The sequence below is a fragment of the Paenibacillus baimaensis genome (assembly GCF_025567575.1).
The window spans coordinates 62,607-85,925 of record NZ_JAOQIO010000121.1; the positions used below are offsets into that span (position 1 = coordinate 62,607).

Consider the following 23,319-nt stretch of genomic DNA (forward strand, 5'->3'; position numbering starts at 1 on the left):
AAATAATATAACAATGGTTTTGCCTGTGAGGAAAACGAACATTCCGGTTCAGGTAAACGGAGGAGGGGCGAGATTGTTTAAAACGGTCATTGTAGAGGACGAAATACCGACATTAAATTTAATGAAACGCGTTATTGGACAAGTTCCGCACTTTACGATCACAGGCGCGTTTACAAGCTCGCTTGAGGCGTTAGCTCGCCTGCCTGAGCTTCAACCGGATGTCGCTTTCCTTGATGTGGAAATGCCAAGGATGAACGGGCTGCAGCTCGCGGAAAAGATTAACGAGGCGTCGAAGCATACGAAAATCATCTTCATGACGGAACATAAGCATTATGCGCTGGACGCAATCAAGGTTTATGCCTTCGATTACATCTTGAAGCCCGTGACACCCACGGTAATCGAACAGGTTGCGAGCCGGCTGTTAAAGCGGCATCGCCCTGTCGCCGATGCCGTGCAAAAGGGCAGCCTGCCTTGATTCGGTGTTTTGGGGGGATTCGAGGTCCGTAATTCGAGAGGTTCGCTGGTCCACTTTCCAACACGAATGACGGCGGAGTTATTCGCTTTCTTCCTCTGTCACCCGGATCAGGGTCTCAACAAGTGGCGGTTGGCGGATTTGTTATGGCCGGATATGAGCAAGGACCTCGCGTTGCATAATTTACACAATACGATGTATCGTCTAAAGAGAATGCTGACTCTGCTTTTTTGTGCGCCTCATAGTCGCACGATCTAAGTGTGTTTTTACCTACACTTGGCATACCACCAACAAATCCTATTATTTCATTGTCTTCTAGCGGAATCACCCTTACTATTATTTCTAATAACCACGCACAATCTTAATGATCGGCTTATCCAGACGCTTCAAATCTTTATTAGCTTAGTTTGTGACATTTAATTGGTACATTATAGGTAGCTCTGTGTGCGTCAAATAGCCCCACCTAGCAGAGGTGGGGCTATTTGACGCACACGTTTTACGAATACTTGATGACCGCTAAGGTAAGTCAACAGTTTGGATGGCCGAGAACGATGAGCCATACAATGGCAATTTCAGATCAAGGTGAACAATATATTCAGGCATTCATTCATGTCCTCACGACACAATAAGATTTAAATCCAAACACGTTACGCGAATATGTCGGTGATTTAAAACAGTTTATTAGTTGGTTTGAAACCGCGGAGTACCAGGAAGAGAAAACCTGTATTTCGGATCGAGGATGTGGCTACCCCGACATTGACGCGGTACCGAGAAGATATGCAAAAACAATGCGGTTGAAGCCATCTACAATCAATCGCCGTCTCATCACACTGAAACGTTTTTTTGAATGGGCAAACTCGGAAGGAGTCATTCGCCGCAATCCCTCAAAACCAGTCGAATTGGTTCCTGAAGAAAAAACAAGTCTAAGACAGATGACACTAACTGTTCGATCAGGTAAACGTAATAAGCAGCGAGAGGTTCCTTTGAATGCTACCGTTAGAGCTACACTGGAAAATATATGCCTATGTTGAAACCGATTTACAGATTGAAGAACATTACACCGATCAGGTCTTTGGATTAACGCACTTATCAGAAAAGCTAATGGCAAAAGGATATATTGAGATCATATAATCAAGGAACTAAAAGCTGGATTCCTTAGAGTAAGAAATCCAGCTTTTATCTGAAAATAATGTCATACCGTATATTTGGGTTAATATGTTGGCTGGACCCCGTAAAGCATTTGTGCACGAACATTGTCTAAGGGTCTATTCACAGGTATTTCCAGGAAATATTCCAGCTGCCAAGCTTGAGTTTTTAAAGCCTGACGGCTTGTAGGATGGTCCCATGGTGGGTAAACCCGTATTCCTCTTTTACCACCTTTACCTTGACTGGATACGATATCCTGATCACATAGAACAGATGTCGGAAATATAAACTGCCCCAAGTTGTTATCATGGCGTGTACTAATAACAAAGAAATCGACTGGTTCTGATATGTCATAGGGTTGGGTGGGTCCATTCCCGATTCTCTCCCATAGGGTCACAAATTGTCCGATCTTTGTAGGTGTGATTTTTGCGACACGAAATCTAATGGAAAGAGCATTCAAGTTAAATACATACGCGCCATAGTCAGCATTTTGTTTTTCTTCGAGTGGTTGAGAGCAATCAAACCTGCAAGGGTTATATACAAGATCCCTGGTGGCAAGCAGGTCACTATGAATCGTATCGGTCGAATTCCAATTAATGGGATCCCTCGTACCTGCTTTTGAAAAGTCTTGATGATGTTCTTCCATCTGTTCAAAATCCCCCATATGAGTCTATGTAGTCATCCATTTGATGCGTAACCGTTTCGTAATAGAAGTTCTTGTTTTATTAACTCAAGTTTAGATTAGAGGCCAAGTAATCAACATGCTTGTCTACCTCATTCCAATTCGTAGCACGAAATACTAAGGGATTAGCAACGGATACATTATAGGGCTGTTCATATAAAATAACGGGCTTATTGACAAGGGCAAACTCCTCTGCATAGTGAGGACCGTCATCAATCAATACATCAACCTTAGCTTGAATACATGCTTGGAGTTTATTTTCGATCAGTGTAATATTGTGATAATTAATCTTATGGTGCTGAAGCCAGTTAATGGTAACTTCGCGAAAAAGCAAGGGTCGTGCGGTAATAATGGATATTTGGTGCTGAGTATATAGTTTTTGTAATATTTCTACGGCCATGGGGAGGGGCGATGAATTCCAATGAATATCATGACCGTATTTATTATAAACGGCATCGCGTTCTTCTTTATCCCACCCATATAAACGGTATAAATAAAAATCATTCACATCTACATGCGTTAACGATAACCCAGACGCGATATTATAGTAATGTAAAAAAGCTGTAGTTGCATCTAGAATGGTGTTGTCCAAATCGATTCCGATATGCAAGTTTTAACAAACCTCCAACTAAACATCTTGAATTTTTGATTAAACCGATTATACCATTGAAAGGTAATCATGTGCATGCACGAATGCCAAATAAATAAAATTCGAATCCATGTTGGGGTGAACAATGATGGATAGCAATTTTAAATTTGAACAAAGATACGTGAGGTAAATTATAACGATTTGCATAATTATTACTTGAAATTCTAATAATAAGCAAATTCATTTTAGAAGAAATAGGGATGGGATTCATCTATGTATCGTTTAATGAAACTATTGATGGGATCATCCCGTCGCAATAAACGGATACTGGAATTGCAAAGTCTCTCTGGACCTATAGTGACTATGGGTGAGGATATAGATACAAAGCGGTTACTATTGGAAAAGACGTTTGCCCATTGTTCGGATGTTGTGTTTCGAACAGTGAGTCTGTTTGGTAGTAACCAAGCTGTTCTGGTTTATGTGGACGGAATGATTGATCCGCATAGTTTATTACAGGGAGTGCTGGACAGCGAAAGAATATTTGAAGGAAAAGAGCTCTTAAGTATAGCCGAAAAATTAGAGCAGACGCTGACGATTGGGCGAATGCATGTGACGAATATGGCGGACGAGCTTGTTAAAGGTGTGCTTGATGGTGGTTTAGCGATTGTTCTTGATGGGGCACAGAATGTGCTGATTGTCGGCATGGAAAAGTTTCCTTCTCGGAATGTGGAAGAACCGGAGGCGGAGCCAGTTGTTCGTGGCCCGCGCGAAGGCTTTATCGAAGAGATTAAAACAAATACAATCTTGCTTCGCAAACGCTTGCGGACATCGCGTCTGAAAATTGAATCATTTACTTTAGGAGAACTATCTCAAACGAAGGTATTGGTCGCCTATATCAGTGGGATAGCAACCGATTCCGTTGTGAAGGAGGTACGGGAACGCGTTTCGACTATCAAGATTGACGGGGTGATCGATTCTGGCTATATCGAGGAGTTCATTGAAGATATGCCGTTTTCTCCGTTTCCGCAGGTACAGAACACAGAGAGGCCAGACGTTGTCATGGCCAATCTGCTCGAAGGCAAGATAGCGATTCTGGTTGACGGCTCACCTAACGTACTCATCGTACCGATGACATTTTGGAGTGCGCTGCAAAATGCAGAAGATTACTATGAACGATTCATAATCGGGTCTTTCATTCGTTGGATACGGTTTTTATGTTTTATTATCGCTCTCTTATTACCTGCCGTTTATGTGGCCATTTCAACCTTTCATCCTGAAATGATTCCGACAAATCTGTTGATGAGTCTTGCAGGAGCACGTGAAACGAATCCATTCCCGGCTATCGTGGAAGCATTCGGGATGGAAATTATATTTGAGGCGCTGCGTGAAGCGGGCGTGCGGTTGCCAAAGCAGGTCGGTTCTGCAGTCAGCATTGTGGGTGCGCTTGTTATTGGGCAGGCCGCGGTACAGGCTGGTCTCGTTTCTGCGCCAATTGTCATTGTTGTCTCGATTACAGGAATTGCAAATTTCGCGATACCTAAGTTTAATGTGGCGATAGGTACTCGATTGCTTCGTTTTCCGATGATCCTTCTGGGAGGAACGTTCGGTCTTTACGGCGTTGGCGTTGGATTGCTCGGTATTCTGATTCACCTGAGCTCACTTCGTTCGTTTGGAATTCCGTATTTTGAGCCGGTGGCTCCACTATCACTAAACGGATTGAAAGACGTATTGATCCGTACTCCGCATTGGGCATTGAAGCTACGCCCGCGATTAACGGGTTATCAGGAACCGTTGCGTGTTCCTCCAGGACAAAAACCCGCTCCGGATCGAAACAAGGAGAAGGGTGGTCCTCTGTGATGATCTATTTAGGGAAGATTGGTGTTATTCTTATTGCCATCACGGTAGTATGTACGGGATGCTGGGATCGTGCGGAAATCAACGATATTGCGTTGATGATGGCTTCTTCCTTGGATCTGGAGGAGGACGGCCGTTATTATGGTTTAAGTCAAATCGCAGTACCCAGCCGCCAAATCGACAATTCGCCGCAGGCAACTAAAAGTTATTATGTTGAATCAGGAATAGGGATTAATGTGCAGGAAATTGTTCAGCATGAACAACCTAAGCTATCCCGCAAATTATTCATCTCACAACGACGTGTGCTGTTTATTGGAGAGAAGCTTGCTAGAAAAGGGATCAACGATATTATTGATCATTTTAGCCGTAACTCATTGTCGCGTCTCCGTACGTATGTGCTAATAGTCAAAGGAGGGGAAGGTAAAGACGCGATCATGACTGATTACCCAATGGAATTTGTGCCTTCCGAAGCAGTGCGTGAGATAGAGAAACAGAGCGGGGGTATGACTGCTACTTTCCGCGATCTGTTTAACGCTGCTTCCGGGGAAGGCATAGAGCCTGTCTTAAGTGCAATCGAACTGACGCCAAGCCCACAGAAACCCAAAGGGAGTGAGCCAGTCAAGAAAACGTTCAATTTGACGGGTACAGCGATTTTCAAAGATTTGAAGCTGCTTGGCTATCTAGACAATCACGATACACAACTTTTACATTGGGTGACCGGAAAGCTAAAGCAAGGTATAATTATCGTTCAATTGCCAAATAAAAAACACAACGTAAGTGTCACACTGATCGAATCCAAAGGGGTAATAGCTCCAACGGTGGAAGGAAGTAAGGTGAAATTCGCGATTCATTTGAAAGGAAAAGGAACGATAGATGAAAGCAATACCCATCTGGATTTTTCCGACCCCAAGAATTTACACTTGGTGGAAAAAGAGCTTGAGCAGTTGATTCGCACGGAAACAGAGAAGCTAATAGAAAATGTGCAGAAGAAGTATGCATCCGATATTTTCGGTTTTGGCGACACACTTCACAAGAAAAACAAGAAAGCATGGAAAAAACTCAAACCACAGTGGAATGAAAGTTTTGCGGAAGCGGATATCAGTGTAGATGTAGATTTTGTTGTCAAACGTGCGGGTATGACGGGACCTTCGCTGCAATTGCGAGAGCAGGAAATAACCAAATGACGGTGCACAGGCTCCACTAAACAGGTTTTATAACCCGAGTGATGATTGCCTGAGAAGGAGGTGGAAGAAATGGAACGTGAAGTCGAGCAGATTTCAAGCACCGGGCTTTCGGCGGTAATGTTAATGTTTATGGTTGGCACCCCTTTAACGGTACCGCTGGCTGCGGTAGCCGGGCACGATGCTTGGATCTCCATACTTTTTAGTATGATTTTATCCTCTGGAATTGTTTGGGTATATACGCATCTTTGCCAGTTATATCCTGGCAAGTCTCTCGTTGAAATCGGAGGGGAGTTGTTTGGTGCTTGGGTCGGTCGTCTTCTGGGACTATGCTATGCGTGGTACAGCTTTCACCTCGGATTTCTTGTGTTGCGCGCGTTTGTTGAGTTTATCTTGATGGTCGCACTGCACAAGACACCACCTTTTGTCATCTCAGCTGTGATGATGGGGCTTGTGATTTGGGTGACCTATGCGGGAATCGAAGTGATCTCCCGCTGCTCAGTGCCCCTTGTTGTTTTTGTGGTATTAGAAGGCATATTATCTCTAATTCTTATGGGAAAAGATTTCCAACTCGATAATCTGCTCCCTGTGGTGGATCTTGGTTGGAGGCCAATATTTCAAGGAATGACGGAGCTTGTCGGATTTCCATTTGGCGAAACGATTTTGTTTGCGATGGTTATTCCGCATATTAATATAATCGGACAGGCGAAGAAAACGATGCTGTGGACGCTCATAATCGCCGGTTTATTGCTTCTTCTTGTCAATGTTCGTAATACGTTAATACTGGGAGAATTATCATCGAAGTTGATTTATCCGAGCTTTACCGCTTATCAGTACATTTCGATTGCAGATTTCTTTGATCGGATAGAACCAATTGAGATTCTCAGCTGGATGATGGGGGGATTTATCAAAATAAGTATTTGCCTTTATGTATGTGCCAAATCGCTTTCATGGGCACTTTCCAGCAAACAGTATCGTACGTATCTTTTTCCTTTGAGTCTATTAATGCTGGAATTTTCCTTCCTTGTCTACCAAAGCAACACGGAGTTGATCCAATTTGCAACAAAAGTATGGCAATGGTATTCGGTTCCATTTCAAATAATAATCCCGCTTGTCATACTTCTGATTGTGCTTGTTACTAAACGGAAGCGTAAGCTGATTTTGAGTGAATCAAATAGTTCGAAGGTGACCGAGGAATGATGGTTATAAAAATGGCATTGTTCCTGATGTTTGTCATAGGTTTGTCCTATTTGCAAATTCAAAACATGCTTTCCAAAGGAGATAAAGTGATCGCGTATATGGGGCTGATGCTGACCGCTGCCGTGATCGGGTCACTACTTATTGCTGACGTTCATTTGCCAAGTCCGGCCACACCGCTGAAAGCGGTCTTTGAACCGATCGGAAAATGGGTTTTTCCTGAATAGAAGAAATAGGAGGAAGACATGGGAATGGTTCCTCTTTCCTCGTTTATGGTTTCAAGTATTTTGTTTTCTCCACAAGGAGGGACTCACATCGTATCTTTGCTTAAATAGCCGACTGAAGTAGTGGATGCTTTGAAAGCCAACGGCATCGCTAATTGCCTGTACGGGCATTTGTGTCGTAGATAAAAAACAGGCTGCTGCATTCAAGCGCAGATCATGAAGGTATTGAAGCGGTGTTCTGCCGGCGATTTTGTGAAATGAACGAATAAAGTAGGAAACGTCAAGGTAAGCTTGGGAGGCTAATAGACTGACTGTCATCGTATTCTGATAGTTGGATTCCATGTAGCGCATGATCTTCTGAATACGTTGGTTAGCATCTTCGATATCCCGGAAGGCCTCTGAAGGCGGGGATATCGCCGGAAGCCCGTGAGCCTTTAGAAAACATGTAATGAGTAGAAGCAGCCGACGAATGTCCAATAACATGAGGTCTTCGGCAATAGATTGATAAGGGCTCTGAGGATCGTAGCTATCCCACATCCTGGAGGCGGTCTGATAAATCGGGACGAATGCAGAGAGCTGCGGGTCTTTATTGGACTGCTTCCCATTCCATGATCTTGCATGTACAAGATTCGGAAATTCTGTGGAGCCCTGCATGTCCAGTTCGATGTATCCAAAACGGCAGACTTCCGATTGCTTGACTAATATATGTGGAGTATTCGGTGGCAGCAGGAAGAGAGCCGGTGCGGCTGACAGGTAGGTTTGGCCCATCCATTGAAGCGCGACCACGCCATCTGAGATGAAGAGAATTTCATGATAGGGATGAATGCCCCCTCCGTTTTCCTTGCTCAGAACCCCTGATAAATCTACCTTATCGATTTTGCGCAAATACATGGCAGCTCTCCTTGAACATGAGCCCAGTTGATTTACTCATGGCTCATGATGTAATCTCCTTAAATTTTACCATATAAAAAGCGTCTATGAATCACCTTGACAGGTGGAAAAGTCGATTTTGTGCAAATCCTAGCTGGCAAGACTGATCAGATAACGGAATAATTCATACTAATAGTCAGGAAGTCAAATACATTATGCAAAGACAATGACAGCGTTTCCCTATAAGCTGGTATCATATCCAAGGGATAAGAGAGGGAGATGCTACCAATGAGAACGAAAATGAAAATGCTGCAAATTGTCGGCCCCGGCGAGTATACAATCATTAATGCGGATGTGCCTCAAGTCAAGGGTCATGAAATATTGGTGGAAATTGAAATCGTAGCTACGTGTCCACGTTGGGACTTGAGCATGTTGGGTGGAAAGCATATGTTTGATGCCTCCAAAGCTCTCGAATATCCTCTTCCACCGGGATGGCCGGGACATGAAGCGGCAGGTATTGTAAAAGCGGTAGGCAGCGGTGTGGTTGGCTATCAAGTGGGTGACCGCGTCGCGTCGCTTGAGCATATAGCAGGAAATGGTGCTTATGCCGAATATTTATGTTACCGTGAACATGAGCTGATCAAGCTGCCGGATTCGATCTCGTTCAAACAGGCTGTATCGTTCGAACTGCTGAAATGCGTTATGATCGGGCTCTTGCAACTCGGCGATTTGCGCGGCAAATCGATAGTTGTCTCTGGTCTCGGGCCAGCCGGTATTCTTGCGCTGCAAATGGTGCGAATCTGGGGTGCCTCTGAAGTCATTGGTGTCGATCTGAACGAACAGCGCATCCGGTATGTGAACGAACTTGGAATCGGTGAAGCTGTGCACCCCGACGAGCTTGGCAGTCGGCGTTTTGATCTTGGATACGACTGCGTGGGCGCGGCTCCGTCCGTGCAAAATCTGCTTCGTATCGTCGATCAACATGTCGTTGTTTTCGGCGTTTTGAAAGGTACGGTGCAGTACGAGGATCATTTGTGGTTCAAAGGCATGAAGCTAGAATCTTATCAATACCGTCGTTTCAATGAGCGTGATCGGGAATTGTTGATCGATGCTGTGGCCAGTAAAGGCCTGAACATGGAGTGCATTCAAACGCATCATGTTCCATTCACACAGTATCAGGAAGCGGTTGAATTGTTGAAATCCCAAACCGCGATTAAAGTGCATTTTTATCCGGGTATTGACTTTGTCTCCGATGGACTTGGGGATAGCAACCAGAGAGGGGTAGACCAATGATAGGAAAAGCAGTTGTTTTTACGGATCGATTGAAGGTATCTGTTCAGGAGGTGGAAATTCCGGAACCGCGTCATGATGAGATTGTCATCGATGTGGAGGTTTCCTGGATCAGTAATGGGACCGAATCGTCCTATCTGCGCGGGGAACGCATCGCCGGGGATACACCTTACCATTCGAATGCAGCCTGGCCCTTCCCGATTGTTGCCGGATATCAGAAGGTAGGTGTAATCCGGCAAGTGGGTTCCGAGGTGTCGGGTTTGCAGGTCGGTGACCGCGTATTTGCTACCATTAGTAGAGTGTCGGGCATGTTTAACCCATACGGTGGCCATATTAGCCCAGCAGTGACTGCTGCGGATCAGGTGTGGAAGCTGCCTGAAGGGGCGAGCTCCATCGATTATAGTGGTCTTGTTCTGACCCAGGTCGGGTATAACTGCGGTATGCGGGCACCTGTAAGGAATGGTGACTGTGCCATCGTTATCGGGGATGGTCTCGTAGGCCATTGGACAGCACAAACGCTGCTGAATCGCGGAGCTCAGGTGTTGGTCCTGGGGCGCCACGATGATCGTCTGCGGTATTTGCCGGAAAAGGCAGTTGGCGTTAATACGAGATCCCAGTCACCCATGGAAACTGTAAGCGATTTTACTGGTACTGACCGAATCGCTGTACTGGTGGATACAGTAGGTGATTTGAATGCCGTCGAGGGATGTTTGCCGCACTTTAGACATAACGCTCATTTTGTGTCGGCAGGTTTTTACGGATCGTCAGGAAAGATTGATATCCAGAAGCTCCGCGACAAAGAAATAACACTGCATGCACCTGCCGGATGGACTAAGGAACGTATGGACGCAACGCGCGAAGGGATTCGTGATCAATGGCTGCAGACGGGTTCCCTCGTGACACATCGCTTTCCCGTGAATCGTGCTGACGAGGCATGGCAGTTGATTGTTGACAAGAGCGAGCCGAGTCTGGGAGTTATCCTGGAATGGTAGAAGCTCGTAAAATAAGGTGATTTAGGGACAAAATTAAGACGCAGGCTGCCGCTAATTGTACAACAGGCAGCCTGTGTCGATTTTTACATATGGGTATTGTCATGATAAAAAGAGGCGTTTGTTCCTATGGGTACATAAAACTTGTTTTATGGTGAAAAGTAAGAATTTCAGGAGTTGGTTCTGACTATTAATAGTTGTATGGAGAAAGTCTATCAGCATGAAAAGACGCCTGAACGCACCACCAGAGTTTTTGCCGGCATGTTTGTTCCACAAAAGTAACCTTAGACAATCACAAATCTCAACATGGTAAAGAGGAGAGGGTATTTCTGTTCCATACGGCTATAAAGCGGGTAATTTCCTGCATAAGGGACAAAAATATTTTTTATCCTTTCACGATTCTACTCAAGTAGTCATGCTCGATTTGAAAGATAGTGAATTTGACAAAGTGGTCATACAGAGCCAAGCTCCCGAAGAACTGGAAGATCTTATTTCAAAAAAAATGTAGTTATTTATAAATAGAAAGGATGGTTTCCTACGATGATAGTTTATGAAAAACAAAATGCTTTTGTCATGATTACCCAACATGATCATGCGCATGTTTCTGGGATGCTTGCATCCGAATTTAAAAACGATTTTTTTATTGATAAAGCACAACAAGATGAGTTTATTTATGCGGCTTATCAACACGATAGAGGCTGGATTGATTTAGATTCTGCACCATTTTGGAATGATGCCGAACATAAACCGTATTCGTTTCGTGATTTTCCGCTTAAACCAAGGTTTGTATTTTACAAAAAGGGAATTGATGAAATTCAAGAAGTAAGCGAATATTCGGCTTTGTTATGCAGTCTCTTATATACGACTTTATTTGAAAGAATCAAACAAAAGAATGTTCAGGAATATTTAAACATGGAATATGTAAGACAAAACACACTTAAAAAACTTTTAAATATTGATGACGATCTATCGTTGCCATTACAAAAGCATTTAAGAGCGCTGCTTATTTGTGATGAACTATCATTATTTTTGTGTATGCAACAACCGGGAACACCAACGGATCAATACGAATGGTTTTCACAGGGCCTCAATTATTCAATCGACTCTACTAATAAATCACAAGTCAGATGGAGAACGAAGGATACCATCGAATTAACCTATTTTCCTTTTCATTCGGACGTTGAAATATTGCTTCCTTATAAAGAAGTCGATAAAGAGGACATTGTAACCTATGGGGTATTTGAAGCGTACCATAAAACATCTTGGCGTGAATTTAATGTATTTTACAAGAGCATGGCAGCCTCTCAAGAAGACAGCGGCAGCATTTAACATCGTGTTCCGTGTCGAATTTGTTAAAGTGACAAAGAACCCTCCGATGTGGAGAGTTCTTCTTTTAAAATGATTAGTTCTTATCCGGTAACTTCCCACTCTGGATTCCAGACGACTTCCCACAAATGACCATCCGGGTCTTGAAAGTAGCCGGAGTACCCTCCCCAAAAAGTGTCATGTGCAGGGACTGTTATTGTAGCACCAGCCTTTTTGATCTCCTCCATCACCGTATCCACTTCTTCTTTACTGCTTACATTGTGTCCGATAGTAAATTCAGTAGCGCTTGATCCAGTCTGAGTAATACTAGCGTCATGTGCGAGATCCTTGCGATTCCAAATTGCAAGCTTTAGCCCTGATTCCAAGTCAAAAAAAGCAACAGCCCCATGCTCAAACTCTGTGCCGATAATCCCTTTTGTCGGTAGCCCAAGACCATCGCGATAAAACTTTAACGATCTTTCCAGATCATCTACACCCAGTGTAAGCACCGTAATACGTGGTTTCAAAATAATGCCTCCTTTTTCGTTTACTTCACAGCTCACTTTATTATTTTAACCTTCTTTAAGCACTAAGGATTGTAAAAATCGGACATGCTTCCAAACTCTCTGGCCGCAACAAGTGGTGATTCACCGTAAAAGCGTTTGAAATCTCGTATCATGTGAGCTTGATCAAAATACCCATGGTTTAAGGCAAGCGAAGCTCCGTCTATCATTCGTGGGCTCTGTAAGGCATCAATAACTGCTTGAAACCGTACTACTTCACAAAATCTCTTTGGGCTGGTTCCGATCCATTGATAAAAGATGCGGTTCATTTGTCGTGTACTAATCACTTCTCTGTTGGCTAATTCCTGTACACTCGTTTTTCCTTCGGTTACAAAGATGTGGTGAAGCAGATTATAGATAAGACTGTCATTCATAGAGTTATGGGTCCGCATGCAAGAGAGCAGGTATTGTTCCATGATCTGAACACTTTTATAGGAAGATGGTTCTTCGAACACCCTGTATCCGATTTCATTATGCATCCCTGGCCAAACCAAGTCTATATCCACAAGAGAATTAGCAAATTCGTGCAGTGGAACGCCTAATAATGCATGGGCCCCACCTGGAAAAAAACGTACGCCGAACTTTCGAACGGGATGCTGCTCATCATAGGTAATTGTAAAGGACCCCTCAAAGAATCCCGAATACCGAGTTCTAAATTGATTACGCTTAAGATCGTGCTCAAATATAATATCATTGCAGCCATCCGGCAAAACCCTGTCGATTGCTTCTTCATGCTGTAATTTGAATGGATGGTAACAATCCTGATCTTGCCTTAGCGGTTCGGACAACCAATAGCAGGACACATAAGGAGCTAGCAGCAGGGAAGGCGAGATTTCCATATATCGGTTGGTTGCCACTCTGCCGCTTGCTTGTTTTGGCCGAAAAAGAGTATGCATTTGAACTTGCACCCAACGTCCCCCCATCTGAGCAGTATGATCTAATGATATCATATTTCAGGATAAGAAGAGATTTGCTTAGCTTCTCCACAAACCTAATAACCATCCCCGCATCAGATTGTGGAGAAGGAAGGGAGGGCGACGGATTCGCGGTCTCCTCCTATTTACAGCTCCAAGAATGTATGGTAAATTTAATCTAGTTTCACAATGCGATATCATGTTTCATTAAATGAAACTCATGCAATTCGGAAGCTCTGATCTGTAAACTAGGAGGAAACTACGATGGAAGATTCGATTAAAGATCAAGTGCAGAAGCAATTTGCTAAAAACGCCAGTAAATATGTCACAAGTAATCGTCATGCCAAAGGCGAAGATTTGTCGTTGCTCGTCTCATTATCCAAAGCCGATACGAATATGGATGTGCTTGACATTGCGACGGGTGGTGGGCACGTAGCCAACGCTCTTGCCCCTTTGGTTCATCGAGTGACAGCCTATGATTTGACCGAAGAAATGTTAACGAATGCCGCCGAATTTATCCGTGGGAACGGTCATTCAAACGTCGAATTTGTTAAGGGAGATGCCGAGCAGCTTCCTTTTCTTGATGCTTCCTTCGAGCTCGTTACGTGCAGGATTGCGGCGCATCATTTTCCAAATATCCCTGCTTTCGCTGAAGAAGCGTTCCGAGTCGTCAAGCCGGGTGGCAAGCTGCTGCTAATTGACAATGTAGCTCCCCAACTAGATCAATACGATCAATTTTACAATGAGATAGAAAAGCAAAGAGACCCCAGCCATGTTCGGGTGTGGAAAAAGTCAGAATGGATCAATCTCCTGGAAACCATAGGCTTCCGCATAGAGATGCTCGTTTGTTTCCCCAAACCTTTCCAGTTTCAAGACTGGTGCGAACGATCTGGGCTTCCAAAAGAGGAAATAGCTTCGTTAGAGGCAAAGATGCTGCAAGTTCCGCAGGATTTCCAGGAGTTCTTTTCCATTCAAACCGATGAATCAGGCGGGCTATCGAGTTTTACAGGTGAAGCTGTTTATTTTCAAGCGATTCGTCCATTGTAAATATGAAAATATCTGTTGTTCCAGCTAAAGCCAGCATCGATTTGTGATCTCACAGGATCTTAACATTCCGGTCTCCAATGCGAGGCTCTTTTTTTATGTAGGGAATATACCAAGGTACTTGCCATTTTGGTAAGATAAGGAAAGGTAAGGGGCCGAACGCTCGGAAAGCAGCTGATTGACTTGTTGGGATATCCATTTGGAAGGGGCACTTGTGTGAAGCAACTGATGTATAAACAATCGTTTCGCAAGCGGATTTGGGTTTCGTTCGTGTGTCTGATTGTGCTGTCGATCATGGCTACAGGGACAGCAACCTACTATATCGCAGCTTCGGCCATGCAAAAAAATGCTTTTGAAAACAGCCAGACCACGATCAGTAAATCGTCGCAGGCCGTGGACGAGAAGCTCAAAAATATTTTGGTGGTCGTACTGGCGCTCATGTTCAATGATTCATTCAAGAACACAGTCAAGGATGCCAATCTGGCACAGCAGGGGAACTATTACTTTGATCTGAATGCCTTGCAAAATGTGTTTGACCAAATGAAAATGAACGAGCCAATTATCGATTCTGTACTTTTTTCAACACCGATAGGGGATTTCTACCCTACAAATCAGCATCGTACGACAACTCCTTTTACGGATACGTCTCTGTACAAACGTCTGCAGGAGAAGGAAGGTGTGCTATTTGTAGAAAGCCACGAGGATCCGTTATTTATGGAAAATGAAAGGGTTATTTCGATGGTCATCAGGGCTTTACCGTATATCGATGTGACCGCCAGCAATATGTATATTGTGATCAATATTAAAGACAGCGTCATTATGGACTATCTGACCAAAGATATAAAGCGCTCTTTTACGCATTATGAATTGATTACGAACGAGGGGAAACCGATTGTCGGCAGTCAGTTGGAGCTTCCGTGGCAGACTGATCCTTTATTTTTGAATCAATTGAATGCAAGCAAATCGGGTTACTTTGATTATACGGCAAACGACAAGGATTATTTGGTCACCTACGCCAAATTGTCGGTCATGACGGATTGGATGGTGGTTGGAGTCCAGTCGAAGGACGATTTACTTTCTAATATCGACGCGATCAAGTGGGTCGTTCTGTTGATTATAGCGGGGTGTGCCGTGATAGCGTTGGTTTTATCGAATGTGCTTACCGGATTTTTGCTGAAACCTTTACGTATGCTGCAGGCTGTGATCAAGCAGGTGGGACAAAATAATTTAACTGTCCGTTTCCAAAGTCCGTATCAGGATGAAGTGTCCCATGTAGGTTACCAGTTCAATCGGATGCTCGATGAAATTGGCGGGCTTATTCATGAGGTAGAGGAAGTGGGCAATGAACGCCGTAAAGCAGAAGTGAAAGCGCTACAAGCGCAGATTGATCCGCATTTTTTATACAATACACTGAATACGATGTTTTGGAAGGCCGAGTTGAATAAAAATGACGATGTGAAGGAAATGATTTTGTCGTTATCAAGCTTGTTCAAGCTGGGTCTTAACAATGGTATGGAGATTACGACGCTGGAGAAGGAACTCAATCATGTAACCGAATATTTGCGGCTGCAAACCAAGTGCTACCCTGGGACCTTCGACTATTCGGTTGAATGCGAGGATGATGGATTACTGCGTCTTCCCATTCTAAAGCTGCTGCTCCAGCCCTTGGTGGAAAATTCGATTCTCCATGGCTTCAAAAACATACAGAGAGGGGGCACAATCACAATCAGGGTCACTCAGCAAGATGATAAGCTGTTGATCGTCGTGACTGATAATGGTGCTGGAATGGATGCAGAATTGGTGTACCGCGGGGTAACCGATCCTACACAGACCCGCACGAGCTACGCACTGCGCAATGTATACCACCGGCTGCTGCTTTATTACCACAATGAGGCTCAGCTGCAATTGACGAGCGTACCGAACCAGGCAACGATGGTTACGCTGACGATCCCGCTTGAAATTATCGAATCGATCCCGACGGGATTAAAAGGAGCATGGATACGATGACAGAAGCAAGGCTTACCTTATGTATCATTGACGATACGGACGATGTAGTAACCGGGATCGCTACAGCGATTCCTTGGGGTGATCACGGTATAGACGTCTGCGGAACAGCGACGGATGGCATGGCGGGCCTTGCGCTAATCCGCAGCTTACGACCGGATATTGTGATTACCGATATCCGCATGCCGATGATGGACGGGCTGGAAATGAGCAGAGCTGTTCTGGAGCAAGCCGAGGCTTGCCAAATTATTTTCATTACCGGCTACACCGATTTTGAATATGCGCAGCAGGCACTCAAGCTGGGTGCTTTTGATCTCATTACGAAGCCTTTCTCAACGAGTACCGTGCTTCAAGTTGTGTTACAAGCCCAAAAAGAGCTGCTGGAGCAGCATCGTATCCAGGAGCATTATCGGGAGATGGAAAGCCAAATACGGCATAGCCTGCCTATTCTGCGACAGGAATATTTTCAGCTGCTGCTGCGTTACCCAACGAGCTCCGAACGTGCGAAGCAGCGGTGGGATTTCCTGCAGGTGGAGATGGAGGCTGCGCATTTTGCTGTGATGGTCATCGAGATTGACGATTTCACCGAGCGATGCAGCTCGCTGCCGATTCATGAGGTTGAATTAATCCGCTTTACGATACAAAACATTTTGGAGGAGTCGATAGCCCCTATCACAAAGGGACTTGTGTTTCGTGACGGGATAGATCGGTTCGTCGCTGTTATTAATGTCAATGGAGAGGAAGAAGCAAGTGTACTTGCCGATTTGTGCAGGGACAACATTACGCAGTATTCCAAATATTCGGTTTCGGTAGGTTTGGGGCTGATGGCAGAACGAATAGAGCAGCTGCCGTCAGCTTATGAGCAGGCGCTTTCGGCGCTTTCCTTTCGCTTTTATTCGCAGGGAAACACGCTGCTGCGCTTTCGTGATTTTGAATCCACTCATGGGCAGACGCTCAAGTACTCGCTGGATAAGGAGAAGGAACTGTTCCTGTCGATGTATTCGGGTAACGGAGATAAGGCCGTAGAGGCACTGGAATTGATTTTGCAGGAATTTGCTGATTCCGAGACGATGCTGGAGCCCCAGTATATGAAAAGTGTACATTACGAGCTGGCGCTGATGATTTTGCGTGCTTTCATGGAGAAGGTGCCCTACGACAAGCTGTCTGTTTTGGACCGAAAGGTTAAGGATTCATTGATCGATGGCAAGGTTTCCTTGCAGGATATGCGCCTTTTGCTGAAGGAGCTGTGTCGTGAGGGATGCAAGCTGGTTACTCAACTCCAGGCAACGAGCACACAATCGTTCATCGATCAAGCGATTGATTACATCAAAGCACACCTTCATGACAATATCACGGTTCAGGAGTGTGCCAAAACGGTTCACATCAGCGCGAGTTATTTTGCCGGATTATTCAAGAAAACAACGGGTATGACGTTCACCCAATTTCTCATTATGGAGCGGATGGAGAAGGCTAAAGCGATGATTGTCGCCGGTGCCCAGGTTCAAGAAGTATCTGCTGCTGTAGGGTACGAGGATCGACGGTATTTCAGTGAATTGTTCAAAAAGCATACAGGAGTTACGCCAACCGAATTTCGGTCCGGTTATATCAAATAGTGATTTTCTCCCCTTGTTCAGTCGTTTTCTCTCGCTCCCATTTGCAATGCAATCGGTTACAGTAAGGATAGAAATCCAAAACAATCCTCAGGGGGCAAACAAGCATGTTGAAAAAATGGCCAATAGTAGGAATCAGCATTGTAATGGCGGCATCTTTAAGCGCATGCGGGGAGACAACGGCAACGAAGCCTGCATCAGACAGCGTCGCGAAAAGCAATGAAAAAAGCAGTGAAAAAAGCGGCGAAAAAACGAAGCTGTTATTCTGGACACCGGACCGTGGCGCTTCGGACCATATTAAAGCGGAGGTTAAGAAGTTCAACGAAACGAACAAGGATAATATCGAGGTTGAAGTGAATATTATGGCCGAAAATTACGAGCAGTCGCTCGAAATCGCTTACGCCAGCAATCAGGCCCCAGATATTATCCGGGTCAACAACTTTACCAGCTACACCAAAAAAGGATATCTGGAGCCGCTTAACACCTATTTAACGGAAGATTTGAAGAAACGGTTCAACGGCTTAACCTTTGAGGACGGGAATATGATTGACGGCAAAATTTATTCCTTGCCCAACTATGGCTTAACGCAAAGATTGATTTACAATGTCGAGCTGTTTGAGAAAGCGGGCATTAAATCGCCGCCGACAACGCTTAAGGAAATGGTCGAAGCTGCCAAGAAAATTACGGAGGTAGGCAAGGCCAGCGGTGCTTACGGATTTGCCGAAAATTTCAAGGGCAACGGCTTCTCAAGGGTTGCGCTGCCAATCGGTAATTTAAGTGGAACGAATCAGTTTGATTACAAAACAGGGAAATTTGACTTTACCGGACTGAAACCGATTATGGAAGCACTCCGACAAATGAAACAGGATGGCAGTATTATCCCTGGATCGGAAATGCTCGATATTGACCCGCTGCGTGCCCAATTCGCTGAAGGGAAAATCGGGATGTATATCAACCACGCAGGTGAGCCGATCGTATTCAAATCGCAATTCCCCGCCAAAATTAAATGGGCAGCCGCTCAGGTGCCGACAATTGACGGAACGATAAATGGCACTGTTGCTTTCAGTAATGCCTATACCTTCCTTGGTTTGGGCAGCAAATCGGCAAATAAGGACAAAGCCTGGAAATTCCTTGAATACATGTACAGCGATGAAATTCTGAAATCGTATCAGGAGGATGCAGTAGGTGTGTCCGCAGTTCCATCCGTATTAAAGCAATCGCCAAAAACTAACGTAACCAATTTTGAGCTGTTCCTGCCCACGAAATATGATGCTTTACTGCCTGCTGCGCCCGCTGTAGCGCCAGAAGGAATGAGTGTAGACAGCATATTCACCAAATATTTGCTTGAAGGCGGCGATGCGGACGCCATCATCAAAGATCTGAACACACGCTACAACACGGCACTCGATAAAGCCAAACAGTCAGGGCTTACCAAAATTACCGGTGATCCGAAGTTCGATTTCAAAAGCTACCAGGGGCAGCTTACGAAATAAAAAGCTGAGGTGACACAGATGGACAAAATCAAGCTTCGACTCGAGCCTTACACCATGACGCTTCCGAGCCTGCTGCTGACGCTCGTGCTGGGTGTTTATCCGATCCTATGGGCCATTCGTTATATGTTTTACGAATACCATGGGTTCGGTCAGGAGCAATTCGTCGGGCTGGCTAACTTTGAGAGGCTCCTCCATGACGAAATGTTCTGGTCCTCGGTAGGAAATACATTTGTATATGCCGCTGGTAAGCTACTGCTGACGATCCCGCTTTCGCTTGTTCTGGCGGTTATGTTGAATGGGGCCCTTAGGGGCCGCCACATATTCAGGGCGATTTTCTTCCTGCCTACCATTATTAGTACGGCTGTGATGTCGGTTGTGTTTTATGTCGTTTTCAATTCATACAACGGAATTTTAAACCAGCTGCTCATAAAGTATGGCGTGGTGTCGGAAAGTGTGGAATGGCTTGGACCACGATATGCGATGTTGACGATGATTATGGTTGCGGCCTGGGGAGCGATCGGCAACTACATGCTGCTGTTTCTGGCCGGATTGCAAAATATACCGCGGGATATATATGAGAGTGCGATGATTGACGGGGCGAACCGCTACCAGCAATTCACAAGAATTACGCTGCCGCTGCTCGGTCCGGTTATGCAGATGATTATTATGCTGGCGATCACTGTTTCGCTCAAGGGCTATGAAAGCATCCTGCTCATCACCGAAGGCGGTCCTTTCGGGAAAACCAACGTTATGTATTTGTATGTGTATCAATTCTTTTTCCCGATTTCGACGTCGGGCGGTGGTCAGATTATGCAGGATTTTGGATACGGCAGTGCAACTGGATTTGCTGCTGCGTTGATTGTTGGGCTCATCACGGGTGTCTACTTTTATGCTTCGAGACGGATGAGTAAAATTTATTAAAGAGGGCGAAGCGGAATGCAAATAGAAAAAAGCTTGAATCCTGCCGTGACGCAGCAATCCTTGTTGATTCGCAGGAAGCTGGCGGATGTGTGCCAGTGGTTGTTTTTGTTAATTACGGCTTTGCTGCTGCTGTTTCCCGTAGCCATTACGTTATTGGATTCATTTAAGACGAATGCCGAAATTACCGGAGGAGGCACCTTATTACCAACTACGTGGCATTTTGCGAACTATGTTGAAGCTTGGCAGAAAGGTAATTTTTCGACCTTCTCCGTGAACAGTTTATTTCTTGGATTAACGGTAACCATCGGTACCTTGATCATCGCCTCGACAGCGGCTTATGCGGTAGATCGCAGAGAGTTTCTTTTGAAAAAAGTGTATATAGCCATTCAAGCCTCAACGCTGTTTATTTCAATCGGTGCCGTTGTGCTTCGTCCTCAGTTCGATCTGATGGTGCAGCTTCATCTGCAAAAATCGCTTTGGGGCGTCATCATTATACTGATTAGTGCGCACGCCTCGATATTTTTTATTCTAATCGGTTTTTTCAAGGGAATTCCGCGGGAGCTCGACGAATCGGCGTTAATAGACGGCTGTAATTTTTACTCCATCTATTGGCGGATTATATTGCCCCTGTTGCGGCCCGGACTTGGCGTAGCGGCATTGTTCACCTTTAAAGCGGCCTGGAACGAATATATTTTACCATTTGTATTCACCCTTTCGAGTCCCAAGCTTCAGCCGTTAACGGTGGGGCTGGCTAACCTGCGTTACGGCTCGGGGGGAGCAGCACAAAATCATTTGATTATGGCGGGTGCCTGCCTATCGATTTTGCCGATTCTGATCGTGTATATATTTGCGAACAAGTCTTTCATGCAGGTCACAGCGGGATCGGTTAAGGGTTAATTTGATTGAGAGGATTTCAGCGATAGTAGCATTGTAAGCACGAACGGAGAGGGATCAGGTTATGCGTTTGTTATTGACACGCGATGAGTGGCAGATAACGGCTGACGTGTACCGGGAGGAGTTCCCGGAGCAGGAGGCCTTCACGCGGAAAGTGGCGAATGAAAGCAGCGAAGGAAGATTCAGGCTTGCCTCAACGATGGCTGCCGACCGCTGGGTCGAGCATGGGATGACACCGGACTGGCTCCACAATCCAACTGAGGACCTGGAGTACACATGGCTATTGAACCGTCATGGTCACTTTTACGAATTGGGCAAAGCGTATACAGGAACCGGTGACAAGAAGTACCCGGAAACGTTCGTAAGGCATATCAGGTCTTGGCGAATGCAAAATCCCGTTCCGATTGGCTTGTCTTATGAGCAATCCGTCTACTTCCAAAAACCGGGTCCGTGGCGACTGCTTGAAGTTGGATTGCGAGTACAGGCATGGATATGGGGCTGGCTGCTGATGAGCGATAGTCCAATTCTGGATACGGTTTTTGTCGCGGAGCTGAAGGAAGGGCTGGTCGAGCATGCCCGGTATCTCTCGTCGTACTTGGGTGATTGTTCGATTAATCACGCAACAATGCATATGCAGGGTCTGCATATGATCGGAATGATTATGGAAGCGCACCCGGAGGCGCCTTACTGGCTGCAGCTGGCTACCGAGCGGCTTGAGCTGTGCCTGCACAAGCAGATTCGCGAAGATGGGGTTCAGGAGGAATTAACCCCATCTTATCACAACGCCAGCATTCATATGTTCGGTACGCCATACGGATTGGCGAAGCAGATGGGACGGCCCTTTTCCCGTACTTATACGGAGAAGCTGAGATCGATGGCAACGTTCAGCTGTGCGACTGTCCGACCGGATGGGGGCACGAGTCCACTATCGGATTCCGATGTTAGCTATGACATCCCCAGTTGGATCGGCTTCCTGGGAGCCATTCTGGAGGACGAGTCGATTATCGCATCGGGTCGTTTAGATGACAAGACTCTCTGGCAGATAGGGGCAGAGCGGTTCAAGCAATTGCGACTGAGCGAGGTTGAACGCAGGCGGATATCGCAGCAGCCGAATGGTTTGACGGTAGCTGCCGCCGATACCCACCTGGCTCAGCAGCAGGCTGGGACGGAGCCGCAAACGGTCGTGTTTCCACACAGCGGCTACTACCTGATACGTGACAGAAACAACCATTTGTTCTTCGACGCTGCACCGATGGGAGGTGCGCATGGTCATGCTGATGTGCTGCATTTTGAATGGATGTTCAAGCAGTGCCTTCTATTCTCTGACCCTGGCAGATACACCTACGAGGAAGGCGATTGGCGTAGGTACTTTAAGGGCACTTCGGCGCATAACACAGTAACGATTGATCAATGCGATCAAACCACTTACGTATCGACTCAGCAATGGGGAGAACGGGCAGCCGAGCCGACCGTACACCGCTGGTTGACGAACAGCGAGTATGATTTTATCGATGCCTCGCATGACGGATACATGCGGCTGGCGCAGCCCGTCACCCACCGTCGATGGCTGCTGCTCTGCAAAAAACAGCCGATGCTGCTCATCGTAGATTGGCTTGAAGGGGAGGGTGCACACCAGATGGAGCAGAGCTTTCAGCTCACTCCATCAGCCAATCTTATTCTGGATAAGTTGGGTCAGCAGGTAACCATCGAATATGGGGAGCAGGTTACACTCCAGATGTCATGGTCAATGGAGGGAATTTCACACGCAGAGCATTCAGTGAAATCAGGCTGGATTTCTCCCAATTACGGCTTCAAGGAACCGATTCCTGTGCTCGGCTGTAGCGGGTCTTTTACAGGTATGGGGGCAATCGCCGTCATCTGCATACCAGAGTCTTGTGCGTGGGATCAGCGGCATAGGCAGAAGGAGGCAGCAGTGGTTATGGAACGAATGCAGCTGGATTTGGACCAACGATCGATGAAGCTGGTATGGAGCTGTGGGGAGGTGCCCATGCAGTCGATTCTGATCGATACCCATAGTGTCAGCTTCGACACTTAAACATCAGCGCCGTACGGCGGA

At 45.6% G+C, this 23,319-nt stretch carries 20 protein-coding genes and 1 pseudogene; 16 read left to right on the forward strand and 5 right to left on the reverse strand.

What is annotated here, in order from left to right:
• Positions 1 to 73 precede the first annotated feature (73 nt).
• Both OB236_RS35390 and OB236_RS40260 read left to right on the forward strand, forming a co-directional pair.
• Positions 74 to 475 (forward strand): LytR/AlgR family response regulator transcription factor, encoded by a 402-nt coding sequence (locus tag OB236_RS35390; protein ID WP_262688256.1) that lies wholly within the window; start codon positions 74 to 76, stop codon positions 473 to 475.
• 647 nt (positions 476 to 1,122) lie between these two features.
• Positions 1,123 to 1,503: pseudogene (locus OB236_RS40260) on the forward strand (site-specific integrase); the annotation flags it as partial.
• Positions 1,504 to 1,682: 179 nt separating this feature from the next.
• Here OB236_RS40260 and OB236_RS35395 read toward each other — a convergent pair.
• On the reverse strand, positions 1,683 to 2,264 hold the full coding sequence (locus OB236_RS35395; RefSeq protein ID WP_262688257.1) for a MepB family protein: 582 nt from the start codon (positions 2,262 to 2,264) through the stop codon (positions 1,683 to 1,685).
• A 79-nt stretch (positions 2,265 to 2,343) separates the two neighbouring features.
• Entirely contained in the window at positions 2,344 to 2,910 is a 567-nt protein-coding gene (locus tag OB236_RS35400; RefSeq protein WP_262688258.1) for a 5' nucleotidase, NT5C type, read from the reverse strand.
• Between the two features lie 252 nt (positions 2,911 to 3,162).
• Here OB236_RS35400 and OB236_RS35405 point away from each other — a divergent pair, with 252 nt between their 5' ends.
• The 4 genes from OB236_RS35405 to OB236_RS35420 all read left to right on the forward strand — a co-directional run bounded on the left by OB236_RS35405 (position 3,163) and on the right by OB236_RS35420 (position 7,348).
• Positions 3,163 to 4,746 (forward strand): spore germination protein, encoded by a 1,584-nt coding sequence (locus tag OB236_RS35405; protein ID WP_262688259.1) that lies wholly within the window; start codon positions 3,163 to 3,165, stop codon positions 4,744 to 4,746.
• Positions 4,746 to 5,927: a Ger(x)C family spore germination protein gene (locus OB236_RS35410; RefSeq protein ID WP_262688260.1), complete on the forward strand. Its 1,182-nt coding sequence runs from the start codon at positions 4,746 to 4,748 to the stop codon at positions 5,925 to 5,927. Before OB236_RS35405 ends, OB236_RS35410 begins: the two co-directional genes overlap by 1 nt.
• A gap of 69 nt (positions 5,928 to 5,996) precedes the next feature.
• Complete coding sequence (locus OB236_RS35415; protein WP_262688261.1) at positions 5,997 to 7,124, forward strand: GerAB/ArcD/ProY family transporter; 1,128 nt, start codon at positions 5,997 to 5,999, stop codon at positions 7,122 to 7,124.
• Positions 7,121 to 7,348, forward strand: a complete 228-nt coding sequence (locus OB236_RS35420) for a hypothetical protein (RefSeq protein WP_262688262.1) — start codon at positions 7,121 to 7,123, stop codon at positions 7,346 to 7,348. The genes OB236_RS35415 and OB236_RS35420 overlap by 4 nt, the downstream gene beginning before the upstream one ends.
• A gap of 51 nt (positions 7,349 to 7,399) precedes the next feature.
• On the opposite strand, the gene OB236_RS35425 is transcribed toward OB236_RS35420, so the two are convergent.
• Positions 7,400 to 8,236, reverse strand: a complete 837-nt coding sequence (locus OB236_RS35425; protein ID WP_262688263.1) for an AraC family transcriptional regulator — start codon at positions 8,234 to 8,236, stop codon at positions 7,400 to 7,402.
• Positions 8,237 to 8,503: 267 nt separating this feature from the next.
• Here OB236_RS35425 and OB236_RS35430 point away from each other — a divergent pair, with 267 nt between their 5' ends.
• From OB236_RS35430 to OB236_RS35440, 3 genes are all read left to right on the forward strand, one after another.
• On the forward strand, positions 8,504 to 9,508 hold the full coding sequence (locus OB236_RS35430; protein ID WP_262688264.1) for a zinc-dependent alcohol dehydrogenase: 1,005 nt from the start codon (positions 8,504 to 8,506) through the stop codon (positions 9,506 to 9,508).
• Positions 9,505 to 10,497, forward strand: coding sequence for an alcohol dehydrogenase catalytic domain-containing protein (locus tag OB236_RS35435; protein WP_262688265.1), 993 nt, complete (start codon positions 9,505 to 9,507; stop codon positions 10,495 to 10,497). The genes OB236_RS35430 and OB236_RS35435 overlap by 4 nt, the downstream gene beginning before the upstream one ends.
• Before the next feature lie 537 nt (positions 10,498 to 11,034).
• Positions 11,035 to 11,823 (forward strand): DUF3891 family protein, encoded by a 789-nt coding sequence (locus OB236_RS35440; RefSeq protein WP_262688266.1) that lies wholly within the window; start codon positions 11,035 to 11,037, stop codon positions 11,821 to 11,823.
• A gap of 80 nt (positions 11,824 to 11,903) precedes the next feature.
• Here the strand turns inward: OB236_RS35440 and OB236_RS35445 are convergent, their stop codons facing one another.
• Complete coding sequence (locus OB236_RS35445; protein ID WP_076234148.1) at positions 11,904 to 12,326, reverse strand: VOC family protein; 423 nt, start codon at positions 12,324 to 12,326, stop codon at positions 11,904 to 11,906.
• A gap of 62 nt (positions 12,327 to 12,388) precedes the next feature.
• Positions 12,389 to 13,270 (reverse strand): helix-turn-helix domain-containing protein, encoded by an 882-nt coding sequence (locus OB236_RS35450; protein WP_262688267.1) that lies wholly within the window; start codon positions 13,268 to 13,270, stop codon positions 12,389 to 12,391.
• A 270-nt stretch (positions 13,271 to 13,540) separates the two neighbouring features.
• Between OB236_RS35450 and OB236_RS35455 the strand changes: the two genes are divergently transcribed.
• The 7 genes from OB236_RS35455 (at position 13,541) to OB236_RS35485 (ending at position 23,298) form a co-directional block, all read left to right on the forward strand.
• The gene (locus tag OB236_RS35455; protein ID WP_076234147.1) at positions 13,541 to 14,323 is read left to right on the forward strand and encodes a class I SAM-dependent methyltransferase; all 783 of its coding nucleotides are present in this window, start codon (positions 13,541 to 13,543) and stop codon (positions 14,321 to 14,323) included.
• 213 nt (positions 14,324 to 14,536) lie between these two features.
• Positions 14,537 to 16,327, forward strand: coding sequence for a sensor histidine kinase (locus OB236_RS35460; protein WP_262688268.1), 1,791 nt, complete (start codon positions 14,537 to 14,539; stop codon positions 16,325 to 16,327).
• Entirely contained in the window at positions 16,324 to 17,937 is a 1,614-nt protein-coding gene (locus OB236_RS35465; RefSeq protein ID WP_262688269.1) for a response regulator, read from the forward strand. The genes OB236_RS35460 and OB236_RS35465 overlap by 4 nt, the downstream gene beginning before the upstream one ends.
• 104 nt (positions 17,938 to 18,041) lie before the next feature.
• On the forward strand, positions 18,042 to 19,427 hold the full coding sequence (locus OB236_RS35470) for an ABC transporter substrate-binding protein (RefSeq protein WP_262688270.1): 1,386 nt from the start codon (positions 18,042 to 18,044) through the stop codon (positions 19,425 to 19,427).
• A gap of 18 nt (positions 19,428 to 19,445) precedes the next feature.
• Positions 19,446 to 20,348: a carbohydrate ABC transporter permease gene (locus OB236_RS35475; RefSeq protein ID WP_262688271.1), complete on the forward strand. Its 903-nt coding sequence runs from the start codon at positions 19,446 to 19,448 to the stop codon at positions 20,346 to 20,348.
• Between the two features lie 15 nt (positions 20,349 to 20,363).
• Positions 20,364 to 21,245: a carbohydrate ABC transporter permease gene (locus tag OB236_RS35480; RefSeq protein ID WP_262688272.1), complete on the forward strand. Its 882-nt coding sequence runs from the start codon at positions 20,364 to 20,366 to the stop codon at positions 21,243 to 21,245.
• 61 nt (positions 21,246 to 21,306) lie between these two features.
• Positions 21,307 to 23,298 (forward strand): alginate lyase family protein, encoded by a 1,992-nt coding sequence (locus OB236_RS35485; protein ID WP_262688273.1) that lies wholly within the window; start codon positions 21,307 to 21,309, stop codon positions 23,296 to 23,298.
• The last annotated feature ends 21 nt before the right edge of the window (positions 23,299 to 23,319 follow it).

Excerpts from the sequence above, each read along its gene's own strand:
- OB236_RS35405 (WP_262688259.1), top strand. The coding sequence starts at position 3,163 with ATGTATCGTTTAATGAAACTATTGATGGGATCATCCCGTCGCAATAAA.
- OB236_RS35410 (WP_262688260.1), top strand. The coding sequence starts at position 4,746 with ATGATCTATTTAGGGAAGATTGGTGTTATTCTTATTGCCATCACGGTA.
- OB236_RS35475 (WP_262688271.1), top strand. The coding sequence starts at position 19,446 with ATGGACAAAATCAAGCTTCGACTCGAGCCTTACACCATGACGCTTCCG.
- OB236_RS35480 (WP_262688272.1), top strand. The coding sequence starts at position 20,364 with ATGCAAATAGAAAAAAGCTTGAATCCTGCCGTGACGCAGCAATCCTTG.
- OB236_RS35395 (WP_262688257.1), bottom strand. The coding sequence starts at position 2,264 with ATGGAAGAACATCATCAAGACTTTTCAAAAGCAGGTACGAGGGATCCC.
- OB236_RS35420 (WP_262688262.1), top strand. The coding sequence starts at position 7,121 with ATGATGGTTATAAAAATGGCATTGTTCCTGATGTTTGTCATAGGTTTG.
- OB236_RS35435 (WP_262688265.1), top strand. The coding sequence starts at position 9,505 with ATGATAGGAAAAGCAGTTGTTTTTACGGATCGATTGAAGGTATCTGTT.
- OB236_RS35485 (WP_262688273.1), top strand. The coding sequence starts at position 21,307 with ATGCGTTTGTTATTGACACGCGATGAGTGGCAGATAACGGCTGACGTG.
- OB236_RS35415 (WP_262688261.1), top strand. The coding sequence starts at position 5,997 with ATGGAACGTGAAGTCGAGCAGATTTCAAGCACCGGGCTTTCGGCGGTA.
- OB236_RS35470 (WP_262688270.1), top strand. The coding sequence starts at position 18,042 with ATGTTGAAAAAATGGCCAATAGTAGGAATCAGCATTGTAATGGCGGCA.
- OB236_RS35425 (WP_262688263.1), bottom strand. The coding sequence starts at position 8,236 with ATGTATTTGCGCAAAATCGATAAGGTAGATTTATCAGGGGTTCTGAGC.
- OB236_RS35455 (WP_076234147.1), top strand. The coding sequence starts at position 13,541 with ATGGAAGATTCGATTAAAGATCAAGTGCAGAAGCAATTTGCTAAAAAC.
- OB236_RS35465 (WP_262688269.1), top strand. The coding sequence starts at position 16,324 with ATGACAGAAGCAAGGCTTACCTTATGTATCATTGACGATACGGACGAT.
- OB236_RS35440 (WP_262688266.1), top strand. The coding sequence starts at position 11,035 with ATGATAGTTTATGAAAAACAAAATGCTTTTGTCATGATTACCCAACAT.
- OB236_RS35430 (WP_262688264.1), top strand. The coding sequence starts at position 8,504 with ATGAGAACGAAAATGAAAATGCTGCAAATTGTCGGCCCCGGCGAGTAT.